Genomic DNA, 13,007 nt, shown 5'->3' with positions numbered 1-13,007 from the left:
GGCCCGGCGGCGACGTCGTCGGACCCTGCCGCGGCCTCGGCGGCCTGGGGCGCCGTCGCCCCCGACATGCCGAGCACGCCCGCGGCTCCTGGCCCTGACGTGTCCCCGGCCGCCTCCGACGGTCCCGCCGCTTCCGACGGTCCGGCTGCCGCCGAGTCGGCCGCGACCGAGCCGGCGACGCCCACGGCTGCGCACTCGGCCGCCTGGGCGCAGACGCCTGCGGTCGAGGGGGCCGTCCCGCCCGGTGCCGGTGCGGGTCCCGACGGCTCCGCCTCTCCTGTCGGCCCGGTGTCGCTGCAGCAGATGCGTGACGCCTGGCCCGAGATCGTCGAGGCCGTCGAGAAGGCGCGTCGCACCGCGTGGATGGTCGTCGTCACCGCGAGCGTGCAGGGCTATGCCGACGAGGTGCTGACCCTGGCGTTCCCCAGCTCGCACGACGTCGACGAGTTCAAGAAGCCCCAGGGCTCCGGCGAGGGTGTCAGCGAGTACCTCCGCCGGGCCATCCAGCAGGTGCTCGGCGTCCGGGTCAAGTACATCGCCCGAGTGGAGGGCCCGGCCGACGGCCCGGCCCCGGCGGCCGCCGCCGCCGTGGCTCCGACCGAGCCGGCCACGGCGCGCGACGAGCCGGCGCCGGTCGTCCCGGACGAGAGGGCGGCCTCGTCTTCTCCTGCTCCCGAGTCGCAGGCAGCGCCGGCACCCGCCTCGGCTCCGGCACCTGCCTCGGCCTCCACCGCGGCTGCCTCGGCCCCCCGGGAGTCGCGCCCGGCGTCGACCTCTGCCACCGCTGCGGCGTCCCCGCCCGCACCGGCAGAGAAGCGGCCGACGGCCAGCCCCGTCACCGGCTGGGACGTCGCGACGATCCCGCAGACGCCCCCGCCCGAGCCCGACGAACCCGAGTTCATCACGGAGGAGCCGCCCGGCGGCGCCCCCACGGTCGACGCGACGCCACCGCCCTCCGACGCGGCGCCGGCCGCACCGTCGGCGCCGTCAGCCGCTGCTGCCTCGGCATCTGCCTCGGCACCCGCGCCGGCGCAGGGCCCGAGCGCGAGCCAGCGCCGCGCCGCGGCGGGTGACCCCCGACGGGGCATCCCGGCCGGGTCCCGCTACGGCGAGGCCGTCGTCCGCGAGATCCTCGGCGCCCAGTTCATCGAAGAAGAGACGATCGCTCCCCGCGTCACGCCTCAGAGAAGCGAGTAGTCCGTGTACGAGGGCATCGTCCAAGAGCTGATCGACGAGTTCGGCCGCCTCCCGGGCATCGGGCCGAAGTCGGCGCAGCGGATCGCGTTCCACATCCTGCAGACCGAGACGTACGACACGACGCGGCTGTCCGAGCTGCTCGTCGACGTCCGCACCAAGGTCCGGTTCTGCGAGGTCTGCGGCAACGTCACCGAGCAGGAGCGCTGCTCCATCTGCCGCGACCCGCGTCGCTCGCCGGCCACCATCTGCGTGGTCGAGGAGGCGAAGGACGTCCAGGCCATCGAGCGGACCCGCGAGTTCCGCGGCCTCTACCACGTGCTCGGCGGGGCCATCAGCCCGATCGACGGCGTCGGGCCGGACGACCTGCGCATCCGGCAGCTCGTCCAGCGCCTCGCCGACGACACGGTGCAGGAGGTCATCATCGCGACCGACCCCAACCTCGAGGGCGAGGCCACGGCGACCTACCTGTCGCGGATGCTCGCGCCGTTCGGGCTGCGCGTCACGCGTCTCGCCTCCGGGCTGCCGGTCGGCGGCGACCTCGAGTACGCCGACGAGGTCACCCTCGGGCGCGCCTTCGAGGGGCGCCGGCTCGTCTCTGAGTAGTCGAGGGGCCCAGGGGCTCAGGGGCGAGCGGCCCAAGGCCGCCGGCTCAGGGCCGGGCGGCTCAGAGCCGTGCGCGGCGGGCGCGGACGAAGCTGTAGAGGCCGAACGCGATCAGCCCGATCGCCACGACCGACAGCACCACCACACCGGCCGGCAGGCCCGCGAGCGCCTTCAGGGCCCCGTCCAGCCCGCTCGCCTCCTCGGGGTCCGCGGTGATCGCCGCGACGGCGAACAGCACGCCGACGACCGCGATCGCGACGCCCTTCGCGACGTACCCGACGACGCCGAGGGCCACGGACACGCGGCCGGCCGTTCCGGGCGGCACGACGAGGTCCTCACGGAACTTCTGCCGAAGGCCCTTGACGACGAAGTAGACGCCGATCGCGACGACGGCCAGGGCGAGGACGACGAGCAGGACGACCCCGCCGGGCGTCGCGATGAGGCGCGAGCTGAGGCTCTGCGTCTGGTCCGAGCTGTCCGACGACCCGCCCCGGGCGAAGGTGAACGCGGTGACGCCGACGGCGAGGTAGGCGACGCCCTTGCCGCCCTCCTTCGCCCGGTCGGCCCACGCCTCCTTGTCGGTGCCCCGCACGAGGGCGGCCTCGAGCAGCTGGAACAGGCCGAGGGCCCACAGCCCGACGACGACCACCCAGAGCACGACGGCTCCGCCCGGGCGAGAGGCGAGCTGGCCGAGGGCACCGCCCTGGTCGGCCTCGCCGCCGCCGCCCGCCGCGACGCCCAGGGCGATGCCGCCGATCAGCACGTGGAGCAGCCCGTTCATCGCGAAGCCCACCCGCGCGAGCGTGCGGAGGGCACGGCTGTCCTGGAGGCGGCTGGCGGATCCGCGGGCGTCCGCGACGGCGTCGGTCATGCCCCCACGCTAGAGGTCGCGAGAGTCGTCGGTCCGGCCGACCCTGGGGACGAGGAGGCGGTCGTCCCCCTGCTGGTCGCGACCGGTCGTCACACGGGCCGGGCACCTCCTAGAATCGTCGGACGCAGGCGCCGCCAGCCCGACCGCGAGCGCCTCCTCGCCCGTCCGCCCCGTTCCGTCCACCTCCTGGAGTCGCCACCGTGAGCTTGATCGTGCAGAAATTCGGCGGGTCCTCGGTCGCCGACGCCGAGAGCATCAAGCGTGTCGCCAAGCGCATCGTCGAGACGCGCAAGGCCGGCAACGACGTCGTCGTGGCGGTGAGCGCCATGGGCGACACGACCGACGAGCTGCTCGACCTCGCGGCCGAGGTGACCCCGATGCCTGGCGGGCGCGAGCTCGACATGCTGCTCACCGCGGGCGAGCGCATCAGCATGGCCCTGCTCGCCATGGCGATCCGCAGCCAGGGCGTCGAGGCCCGGTCGTACACGGGAAGCCAGGCGGGCATGATCACGGACGCCCAGCACGGCAAGGCGCGCATCGTCGACGTCACGCCGGGACGCATCCGGGAGGCGCTCGACGCCGGGTCGGTCGCCATCGTCGCGGGGTTCCAGGGCTTCAACCGCAGCACGGGCGACATCACGACGCTCGGGCGGGGCGGGTCCGACACGACGGCCGTGGCGCTCGCCGCCGCGCTCGACGCCGACGTCTGCGAGATCTACACCGACGTCGACGGCATCTTCACGGCCGACCCCCGCGTCGTGCCCCGCGCCCGCAAGCTCGACCGCATCACGAGCGAGGAGATGCTCGAGCTCGCCGCCGCCGGCTCGAAGGTGCTCTACATCCGTGCCGTCGAGTACGCCCGACGCCACGGCGTCACCCTGCACGTCCGCTCGTCGTTCCACAACGGCGAGGGCACCTTGGTCGTCAACCCGAAAGAGGGAGAGAACGTGGAAGAGCCCATCATCAGCGGTGTCGCGGGCGACCTGAGCGAGGCGAAGGTCACCGTCGTCGGCGTCCCCGACGTCCCCGGCAAGGCCGCGCAGATCTTCCGCACGGTCGCCAAGACGAGCGCCAACATCGACATGATCGTGCAGAACGTCTCGGCCGCGTCGACCAGCCGCACCGACATCTCGTTCACGCTGCCGAAGTCCGAGGGCTCGGTCGTGCTGAACGCGCTCGAGTCCGACCGGGCCGAGATCGGCTTCGAGTCCCTGCAGTACGACGACCAGATCGGCAAGCTCGCCCTCGTCGGCGCCGGGATGCGCACCAACGCCGGCGTCTCGGCGCGCCTCTTCACGGCCCTGTTCGAGGCCGGCATCAACATCGAGATGATCTCGACGAGCGAGATCCGCATCTCGGTCGTGACGCGTGCCGACACGCTCGCCGAGGCCCTGCGCGTCGTGCACACGGCCTTCGAGCTCGACGCCGACGTCGAGGCCGTCGTCTGGGGCGGCACCGGTCGCTGACCGGACCGCCCGCGACGACGATCCCGCCCCCTCACCGAACCACCCACACCACCAGGAGCACGAGATGTCAGAAGGTCTGCGCGTCGGCGTGGTCGGCGCCACCGGCCAGGTCGGCAAGGTCATGCGGAAGCTGCTCGCCGAGCGCGAGTTCCCGATCGCCGAGATCCGCTTCTTCGCCACGGCACGCTCGGCGGGCACGACCCTGCCGTTCCGCGGCGTCGACGTCGTCGTCGAGGACGTCGAGACGGCCGACCCGAGAGGGCTCGACATCGCGCTCTTCTCGGCCGGCGCCACCGGCAGCCGGGCGCACGCCCCCCGCTTCGCCGAGGCCGGCGTGCTCGTCATCGACAACTCGAGCGCCTGGCGGATGGACCCCGAGGTGCCGCTGGTCGTCAGCGAGGTCAACCCGCACGCCATCGACCAGGCCGTCAAGGGCATCGTCGCCAACCCGAACTGCACGACCATGGCGGCGATGCCGGTGCTCAAGGTCCTCGACGCCGAGGCGACGCTCGAGCGCTTGATCGTCAGCACGTACCAGGCCGTCAGCGGCAGCGGCCTCGCGGGCGCCGACGAGCTGCTCGGCCAGGCACGTGCGGCCCTCGAGGGCGACGCCGCGGGCCTCGTCCACGACGGAGGCGCGGTGCAGATGCCTCAGCCGGCGGTCTACGTGCGCCCCATCGCCTTCGACGTCATCCCGCTCGCCGGCTCGATCGTCGACGACGGACTCGACGAGACCGACGAGGAGAAGAAGCTCCGCAACGAGAGCCGCAAGATCCTCGAGCGTCCCGACCTGCTCGTCAGCGGCACCTGCGTACGCGTGCCGGTCTTCACCGGGCACTCCCTGTCGATCAACGCCGAGTTCGCGACCGAGCTCACCGCCGCTCGCGCCCGCGAGCTCCTCGCGGACGCGCCGGGGGTCGTCCTCATCGACGTGCCGACGCCCCTCGAGGCCGCGGGCAAGGACCCGTCGTTCGTCGGTCGCGTCCGTCAGGACGAGGGCGTGCCCGGCAACCGCGGCATCGCCCTCTTCATCAGCAACGACAACCTCCGCAAGGGCGCGGCCCTGAACGCCGTGCAGATCGCCGAGATCGTCGCGGCGCGCCGTCTCGCGACGGCGTAGGTCCCGCCACCGAACCCGCGCCTCCGTCGCTCCGAAGACCGGGCATGACCCGTCTCGTGCCCGGCCTCGTCGCCCTGCTCGCCGCTGCAGCCGCCGTCCTGACGGGCTGCGCCGGGCCCGTCACGGACGGCCAGGCCGCCTCGTCGACGGTCCCGGGGGGAGACGGCCCGGTCGTGGCCTTCTACGGCGACTCGTACACCCTCGGCACGGGGGCGTCCGATGCGTCGCACCGCTGGTCGACGATCGTCAGCGAGGAGCGCGGCTGGCGCGAGTACAACCCGAGCGTCAACGGGCTCGGCTTCGTCAACCACCGCACGTCGTTCGAGGGCGGCGACCTGCCCGGCCTCGTCATCGACGCCGAGCCGGACATCGTGTTCGTCACGATGGGGCTGAACGACGCCTTCTCGTACGACGCCCGCGCCGACGAGATCCACGCCCAGATCGGCGACGACCTCGACCGCATCGCGTCGGCACTGCCCGATGCGCGCCTCGTCGTCGTCGAGCCGTTCTGGTACACCGACGATCGACCGGCGAGCGTCGACGTCATCAGCGGCTGGGTCCACGACGCGGCCGACGAGGTCGGCGCGGACTGGGTGCCGGGCGCCTCCCGCTGGCTCGAGGGGCACCCCGAGTGGATGGCCGCGGACGGGCTGCACCCGAACGACGAGGGCTACGCGGAGATGGCCCGGCGGATGGACGCCGAGCTGACGACCCTCGGGCTCTGAGCGGTCGGACTGGCCGTCGCCGTCTCGCTGGGCTCGTCGTCGAGCCGGGGGCCGGTCCGTACCCAGACGCCGCGCCTAGACTGCATCTCGTGACCGAAGCATCGAAGGCAACGAAGCCCGTCGACGTCGCCCTCATCGGGGCCGGCGTCATGAGCGCCACGTTGGGCGCCATGATCAAGCAGCTCGAGCCCACCTGGACGATCCAGGTCTACGAGGCGCTCGGCGACGTCGCCCAGGAGTCGAGCAACCCCTGGAACAACGCGGGCACCGGTCACTCCGCCCTCTGCGAGCTCAACTACACGCCCGAGCGCGCCGACGGCACGATCGACACGAGCAGCGCCGTCAAGGTCAACGAGCAGTTCCAGGTCTCACGCCAGTTCTGGTCGTTCCTCGTCGCCGAGGGAGCCCTGCCCGAGCCGTCCGCCTTCATCAACTCGACGCCCCACATGAGCTTCGTCTGGGGCGAGGCCAACGTCGAGTACCTGCGCAAGCGGCACGAGGCGCTGCGGGGCCACCCGCTGTTCGCCGGCATGGAGTTCAGCACCGACGCCTCCGTCATCCGCTCGTGGGCCCCGTCCCTCATCCTGGGCCGCGCGAAGGACCAGCCGATCGCCGCGACGCGCATCGAGGCCGGCACCGACGTCGACTTCGGCAGCCTCACGCGCCTCCTGCTGACCTACCTCGAGGAGAACGAGGCGCGCATCGAGCTGGACCACCGCGTGACCGGTCTGACGAAGCTCGCCGACGGCACGTGGCGGGTCGCGATGCGCCGTCAGGTCGGCGGCACGCCCACGAGCGTCGACGCCCGGTTCGTCTTCGTCGGCGCCGGGGGAGGCGCGCTGCACCTGCTGCAGAAGTCGGGCATCGACGAGATCAAGGGCTTCGGCGGGTTCCCGGTCAGCGGCGAGTTCCTCCGGACCGACGACCCGGCCGTCGTGGCCAAGCACGCGGCCAAGGTCTACGGCAAGGCCGCCGTCGGCTCGCCCCCGATGTCGGTCCCGCACCTCGACACCCGTGTCGTGGACGGCCAGGCGAGCCTGATGTTCGGACCGTACGCCGGCTTCAGCCCGAAGTTCCTCAAGAACGGCTCGTGGTTCGACCTCTTCGCCTCGATCCGGCCGCACAACCTGTACCCGATGATCCGCGCGGGGCTGGCGAACCTGTCGCTCGTCAAGTACCTGGTCGGCCAGCTGATGGCGAGCAGCGACAGCAAGTTCGAGTCGCTGCGGGAGTTCATGCCCGACGCCGACCCGGCCGACTGGTACCGCATCACCGCGGGCCAGCGCGTGCAGGTCATCAAGAAGGACGCGAAGAAGGGCGGCGTGCTGCAGTTCGGCACCGAGGTGGTCTCGGCGGCGGACGGCACGATCGCGGGCCTCCTCGGCGCCTCGCCGGGCGCCTCCACCGCCGTGCCGATCATGTTGTCGGTGCTCGAGCGCTGCTTCCCCGACCGGATCGCCGGGTGGACCCCGACGCTCCGCCGCATGGTGCCCACCTACGGCGGCCAGCTCGCCGACGACGAGGCGCGAGCCGCCGCGACGCTCGGGGCGACCGCCGAGGCCCTGCGCATCCACGCGTAGCGGCACGCTGCCGGTCGCGGCTCGGCCAGCTGGGCCGAGCCGAGGAGGCGCGAGCCGGTCTCGGCTTGACGTCCGATCGAACATGTGTTCGACTCTGACCATGAGGTGGAGCGAACAGGCGACGACGGCGACCGACTCGTCGGCCCTGCCCGGGCTGGCGAAGCTGTCGAACCTGGTCGCGTCGGTGACGACGCCCGAGTTCGCGGGGGTGACGTTCCACGAGATCCTCGCGAAGAGCGCCCTCAACCGAGTGCCCGGCAGCGACTCCGCCCTGCCCTTCGGCTGGACGATCAACCCCTACCGAGGGTGCAGCCACGCCTGCGTCTACTGCTTCGCGCGGCCGACGCACGAGTACCTCGACCTCAACGGCGGCGACGACTTCGACCGGCAGATCGTCGTCAAGGTGAACGTCGCCGAGGTGCTGTCCCGTGAGCTGCGTCGCCCGTCGTGGCAGCACCACCCCGTCGCGCTCGGCACGAACACCGACCCGTACCAGCGCGCCGAGGGCAAGTACCGGCTCATGCCGGGCATCATCGCGGCCCTGGCCGACTCGGGCACCCCGTTCAGCATCCTGACCAAGGGGACCCTGCTGAGGCGCGACCTGCCGCTCCTCGTCGAGGCGGCCCAGCACGTGCCGGTCGACATCGCGATGTCGATCGCGATCCACGACGACGACCTGCAGCAGTCCGTCGAGCCGGGCACGCCGACCACCGCCGCGCGTCTCGCGACCGTCCGCTCGGCGACCGACGCGGGGCTCCGCTGCTCCGTCTTCATGATGCCCGTCCTGCCGTGGCTGACCGACGACCTCGACCACCTGCACCGGGCCCTGGCGGCCGTGCGCGCCTCCGGGGCGACGAGCCTGCTGTACTCGGCCCTGCACCTCAAGCCCGGCGTCAAGGAGTGGTGGTCCGCCTGGCTCGAGCGCGAGCACCCGGAGCTCGTCACGCGGTACCGCGACATGTACGCGACGAGCACCTACGCGCCCCTCGGCTACCGCAAGTGGCTCGCGGCCCGCATGCGGCCCCTCCTGGCCGAGCACGGGCTCGAGCACGGCACGGCCGACCCGGCGACGGGCTCCACCCGCTCGAGCGCCCTCGACGACGCGGCGGCGGCCAGGGGCACGCTGGGCTTCGGCGCGGACGGACGGCCCCGGTCGCTCATCGCCCACGAGCTGCCGGGCGGTGCACGGTCGTCTCAGCCACGTCTCTTCTGACCGCGGCAGCGTTGGTCGTCCCTCCGTCCCCGAGGTCGGGGCACAGCCGCCCCGGCGGCTCGGCCCCGTCCCGCGAGGTGACCCTAGATAACGGGGTACAGGACGAGTCCTCGTTCTGGCATGATCGTCCTGCCCGACACGTCGACCAGGAGGGGGCCGCCATGCTGCTCGGCCTCCCCGCACACCTCGTCCCGCAGACCGTGGGCCGGGCGCTGTCCCGTGCCTGCCACGTCATCGCGAGCGTCGTCCTCGCGAGTGCCGGCCTGTTGCTGATCGTGAACCAGGTCGCCGAGCCGTCGTACCTGCTCTGGCCTGCCCTCGTGGCGCTGTTGCCGATGCTCGGCATGCTCTTCGTCGTCGAGCGGTTCCGCAGCACGACCGCCGTGCTCGCGTACCTCGCCATCGGCTCGGCGTGCCTCTACTGGTACGCCGTGACCCTGTTCGCGCAGATCCCGGCGGTCCAGGCGTCGGACGCCTTCTCGCTCTCCCTGCCGAAGATCGCCCTCGTCATGGTCGGAGGCAGCGGGCTGCGTTCCCGGGGCAGCCTGCTCTGGGCCACCGCGGGCTTCGCCCTGGGGGAGCTCGTCACCCAGCTGGCGACGTGGCAGACCGGCGGGACGCCGCGTCTCGACGTCGCGGTCCTCTTCGCGTGGCTCCTCGTCTCCGTGACGGCGACGTCGTCCCTGCTCGCACGGGGACGGGTCGACCGTGCCCAGCCGAGCCTGCACCGGGCGGCCTTCGACCAGCAGAAGCAGGCCATCCGCCACGACGTGGAACAGCAGGCGTCTGCGCTGCTGCACGACACGGTGCTGAACCACCTCGCCTCCATCACGGCCGGCGGGCCCGGCCCGCTCGACCCGGCGACCGCGGCGTCGATGGCGACCGACCTCGAGGTGCTCGTCGGCCAGGAGTGGCTCGTCGACGAGACCAGGGCCCCGGCGCCGGCCTCCCCGACGACCGGGCCGGGCGACTGGACGACGTCCGAGCTGGGACACGCCGTCGCACGGGCGCGCGAGGGCGGGCTCGAGGTCGGCGTCACGGGAGACCTCGGCGCCGTGACGCGGCTCGCGCCCGCGGTCTGCCGCGCCCTGGGCCTCGCCGTGGCCCAGTGCCTCACCAACGTCGCCGTGCACAGCGGCACCGATCGTGCCGAGGTCGTCGTGTACGGCGACGGCGTCGACCTGACGGTGATGGTCATCGACGACGGGGTCGGCTTCGACGCCGCGGCCACGGCGCCCGACAGGCTCGGCCTCAAGAACTCGGTCGAGGCCAGGACGAGGCGGGTGGGGGGCTCGGCGCAGATCTGGTCCTCGCCCGGCAGTGGCACGTCGGTCATGCTCCGCGTCCCGGTCGCACCGGCCGAGTCGGTCGTCGCGCCTGGTGCGGCGACGGAGGCCAGCCCGGTCACCGCCGATCCCGGCCCCGTCGACCTGGCGTCCCGCACAGCCGGCGGGGGAGCACCGTGAGCCGCCGCAGCCCGCAGCAGGTCGATCCGCTCGGCGCCCTCAGCTCCCGCCCCGTCACGGCGCTCGCCGCGGTCGCGGCGGTCGTCTACGCGGCGGTGTCGACCGTCGTCACGCGCGACGAGATCGTGACGCCCGCCGCTGCCGTCGGGGCCCTCGCGGCGCTCGGGGCGGCCGGGGTCGTCCTGGTGCTCGCGTCGAGTCCGCTCCGGGCACCGCTCACCCGGTGGTCGGTCGCGGGCGTCGTCGGGCTCGGTGCCCTCGCCGGAGTCCTCGCCGCCGTCGCCTCGGCCGGCCACAACTCCATGGTCAGAGACGACTGGGCCTCCCTCGCCGTCGGGCTGCTCCTCGTGGGCCTCGCGCCGTACCGGCCCGCACTCGACCTCGTGGTCGCGGGGCTGGCGTCCGCCGTGGTGCTCACGGCGGTCGTGCTCGTCGAGAGGGAGGCGTTCCTCACCGATGTCCCCGTCCTGGTGTTCGTCGTGGTCGCCGTGACCCCGGTGCTGGCGCTCTCGCTCGCCGGGGCGTCGTTCTCGGCCGCCTTCACGACGCTGGTGGAGCGATGGATCGCGGGCGCTTCCTCGGCTCGTCAGGCCAGCGCCGACGAGTTCCGCTCGAGCGTCGCCCGGAGCGTGCAGCAGGACAGGGTGACCATCCTGAACCGCGACGTCGCGCCGTTCTTCGGCGAGGTCGTCGCCGCGGGCGTCGTCACGGAGGCGGACGTCGAGCGGGCCCGCCGCATCAGCGCCGACCTCCGCAGCACCATGGTCGCCGAGGCGGACCGCAGCTGGCTCGAGCAGGTGCTGGCCGACCCCTCCACCCGCGTGTCCGGGGTCGTCGTCGACGTCGGCCGGGCAGCCGGCCGGATGACGGCCGCGCACCGCACGTCGCTGCGGGCCCTGCTCGTCGCCTTCGGCGAGAGCGACGCCGTGCGGCCCGACACCGTCCGCATCGAGCTCGACCAGGGGCTGGACGCCGAGGAGGAGCGGGTCGAGGCCCGCATCAGCGTCGCCACCGCCTCGTCCGAGTCCGCCGTCCGCCACCGCTTCGCGCCCTACCTCGCCGTCGTGCGGATCGTCTTCGACGACCTGCAGGTCGATCCCGCCCCGCCCCTCCTGACACTAAGGTTTTCTTATGACCAGCACTGAGCCGAGCGGCCGCTCGTCCCTCCGTCCGGGCTTCGGCCGGCCAGCCGCTGCCCCGTCGTGGAGCACGGTCGGGCCTGGTTCCGAGGGGCCCGCGACCCGTCGCGTCCGCCTCGCCATCCTCGACGACCACGAGGTCCTGCTCGACAGCCTGTCGAGCTGGATCAACGTCAACGCCTACGACTTCGACCTGGTCCTCACGGCGCACACCTGGCTGCAGCTCGTGCACAGCGACAACTTCCCGACCGACCTCGTCTTCCTCGACTTCCAGCTGAAGGAGCCGGTCTCCATCGAGGCCCGGGTCCGCACGTGCCGCGCCGCCGGCGCCAAGGTGATCGTGCTGTCGAGCCTCGACACGCGTGAGTCGCGTGAGCGCGCGCTCGACGCCGGTGCGTCGGCGTTCCTCTCGAAGGCGCTGCCGATGCGCGAGGTGATGGACGCGGCCCGCCAGGTCATGGGCGTGGCTCGTGACGCGTCGCCTCAGCGCGACTGGCGCCCGCTGCCCGTGGGGGCCGCGAACCAGAGCCGCCCGAAGCTCAGCGCAGGCGAGTCGGAGGCGTTCCGCCTCTACGTGTCCGGCTTCAGCACCAACGAGGTCGCAGCCCAGATGAACGTGCAGTACGAGACGGCGAAGACCTACCTCCGTCGCGTCCGCGAGAAGTACGCGAAGGCCAACAGGCCCGCGAGCAAGAAGTCCGAGTTGATCCGTCGTGCGGCGGAGGACGGCTACCTGCAGTAGTGGCGAAGCTGTACTTCCGCTACGGCGCGATGAACAGCGGCAAGAGCACGGCGTTGCTCCAGGCCGCCTACAACTACGAGGAACGCGGCCAGCGCGTCCTGCTGGCCAAGCCGCGGGTCGACACCAAGGGCGACGACGCGATCGTCTCCCGGCTGGGCGTCACCCGGCCCGTGGACGTGACGTTCGCTCCCGACGACGACGTGCGGGAGGTGTTCTGCCGTTCGCGGGAGCGCGTGCGGGCGGAGACGGGGACCGACCTGTCGTGCCTGCTCGTCGACGAGGTGCAGTTCCTCACTCCGGTCCAGGTGGACGACCTGCTGCGCATCGCGGTGCTCGAGGGCGTCCCCGTCCTCGCGTACGGGATCAGGACGGACTTCCGGACGATCGCCTTCCCGGGCAGTCGCCGACTCCTGGAGGTGGCGCACTCGCTCGAGGAGCTCAAGACCATCTGTCGGTGCGGCCGCAAGGCGGTCTTCAACGCGCGCAAGGTCGGCGACCGCTTCGTCTTCGACGGTGACCAGGTCGCCATCGACGGCCGGGAGGTCACGTACGAGTCGCTCTGCGGTGCCTGCTACCTGGCCGAGAGCGACGGCCGCCTCGCCTGACCCCGGGGGCGCAGGCTCCGTCCTGCGGCGGGCGGGGACCGCCCCGAGCAGCAGGCACACGAGAGGAGGCCAGACCCCGAAGGGTCTGGCCTCCTCGTTCGGTGTGGGGCGGGCGGGGACCGCCCCACCAGCAGGCACATGAGAAAAGGCCAGACCCGAAGGGTCTGGCCTTTTCACATCTCGTCGGGGTAGCGGGATTCGAACCCACGACCTCCTCGTCCCGAACGAGGCGCGCTACCAAGCTGCGCCACACCCCGAGGTGTCGCTCGGCCCAGGGGCC

Annotated in this window: 11 protein-coding genes, 1 tRNA gene and 1 pseudogene; 11 read left to right on the top strand and 2 right to left on the bottom strand. The window is 72.6% G+C overall.

The window, feature by feature from the left end; translation table 11 throughout:
* Both IFT77_RS16730 and recR read left to right on the top strand, forming a co-directional pair.
* Window positions 1–1,197: pseudogene (locus IFT77_RS16730) on the top strand (hypothetical protein); the annotation flags it as partial.
* 3 nt (window positions 1,198–1,200) lie between these two features.
* Entirely contained in the window at window positions 1,201–1,800 is a 600-nt protein-coding gene (gene recR / locus IFT77_RS04770) for a recombination mediator RecR (RefSeq protein ID WP_133737854.1), read from the top strand.
* A gap of 61 nt (window positions 1,801–1,861) precedes the next feature.
* Here the strand turns inward: recR and IFT77_RS04765 are convergent, their stop codons facing one another.
* A complete protein-coding gene (locus IFT77_RS04765) occupies window positions 1,862–2,671 on the bottom strand; it encodes a DUF1206 domain-containing protein (protein WP_192169328.1) in 810 nt (269 codons plus the stop codon).
* Window positions 2,672–2,871: 200 nt separating this feature from the next.
* Between IFT77_RS04765 and IFT77_RS04760 the strand changes: the two genes are divergently transcribed.
* From IFT77_RS04760 to IFT77_RS04720, 9 genes are all read left to right on the top strand, one after another.
* On the top strand, window positions 2,872–4,137 hold the full coding sequence (locus tag IFT77_RS04760; RefSeq protein ID WP_123546657.1) for an aspartate kinase: 1,266 nt from the start codon (window positions 2,872–2,874) through the stop codon (window positions 4,135–4,137).
* Window positions 4,138–4,201: 64 nt separating this feature from the next.
* Window positions 4,202–5,257, top strand: a complete 1,056-nt coding sequence (locus IFT77_RS04755; RefSeq protein WP_192169327.1) for an aspartate-semialdehyde dehydrogenase — start codon at window positions 4,202–4,204, stop codon at window positions 5,255–5,257.
* 44 nt (window positions 5,258–5,301) lie between these two features.
* A complete protein-coding gene (locus IFT77_RS04750) occupies window positions 5,302–5,982 on the top strand; it encodes an SGNH/GDSL hydrolase family protein (protein ID WP_192169326.1) in 681 nt (226 codons plus the stop codon).
* Between the two features lie 89 nt (window positions 5,983–6,071).
* Window positions 6,072–7,562: a malate:quinone oxidoreductase gene (locus tag IFT77_RS04745; RefSeq protein WP_192042128.1), complete on the top strand. Its 1,491-nt coding sequence runs from the start codon at window positions 6,072–6,074 to the stop codon at window positions 7,560–7,562.
* Window positions 7,563–7,662: 100 nt separating this feature from the next.
* Window positions 7,663–8,775 (top strand): Rv2578c family radical SAM protein, encoded by a 1,113-nt coding sequence (locus IFT77_RS04740; RefSeq protein WP_192169325.1) that lies wholly within the window; start codon window positions 7,663–7,665, stop codon window positions 8,773–8,775.
* Window positions 8,776–8,936: 161 nt separating this feature from the next.
* Window positions 8,937–10,241: a sensor histidine kinase gene (locus IFT77_RS04735; RefSeq protein WP_192042126.1), complete on the top strand. Its 1,305-nt coding sequence runs from the start codon at window positions 8,937–8,939 to the stop codon at window positions 10,239–10,241.
* The gene (locus IFT77_RS04730; RefSeq protein ID WP_192169324.1) at window positions 10,238–11,386 is read left to right on the top strand and encodes a hypothetical protein; all 1,149 of its coding nucleotides are present in this window, start codon (window positions 10,238–10,240) and stop codon (window positions 11,384–11,386) included. The genes IFT77_RS04735 and IFT77_RS04730 overlap by 4 nt, the downstream gene beginning before the upstream one ends.
* Window positions 11,373–12,122 (top strand): response regulator, encoded by a 750-nt coding sequence (locus IFT77_RS04725; protein ID WP_123546650.1) that lies wholly within the window; start codon window positions 11,373–11,375, stop codon window positions 12,120–12,122. The genes IFT77_RS04730 and IFT77_RS04725 overlap by 14 nt, the downstream gene beginning before the upstream one ends.
* Window positions 12,122–12,727, top strand: a complete 606-nt coding sequence (locus tag IFT77_RS04720; protein ID WP_123546649.1) for a thymidine kinase — start codon at window positions 12,122–12,124, stop codon at window positions 12,725–12,727. Before IFT77_RS04725 ends, IFT77_RS04720 begins: the two co-directional genes overlap by 1 nt.
* A 183-nt stretch (window positions 12,728–12,910) precedes the next feature.
* On the opposite strand, the gene IFT77_RS04715 is transcribed toward IFT77_RS04720, so the two are convergent.
* A tRNA-Pro gene (locus tag IFT77_RS04715) sits at window positions 12,911–12,984 on the bottom strand.
* Between the last annotated feature and the right edge of the window lie 23 nt (window positions 12,985–13,007).

Origin of the sequence: Frigoribacterium sp. CFBP 13729 (genome assembly GCF_014841875.1) — a bacterium.
In the GTDB taxonomy this organism is placed as follows: Bacteria; Actinomycetota; Actinomycetes; order Actinomycetales; family Microbacteriaceae; genus Frigoribacterium.
Note: the sequence above shows the minus strand (reverse complement) of the source record. Positions and strands in the feature narration are given on the sequence as shown.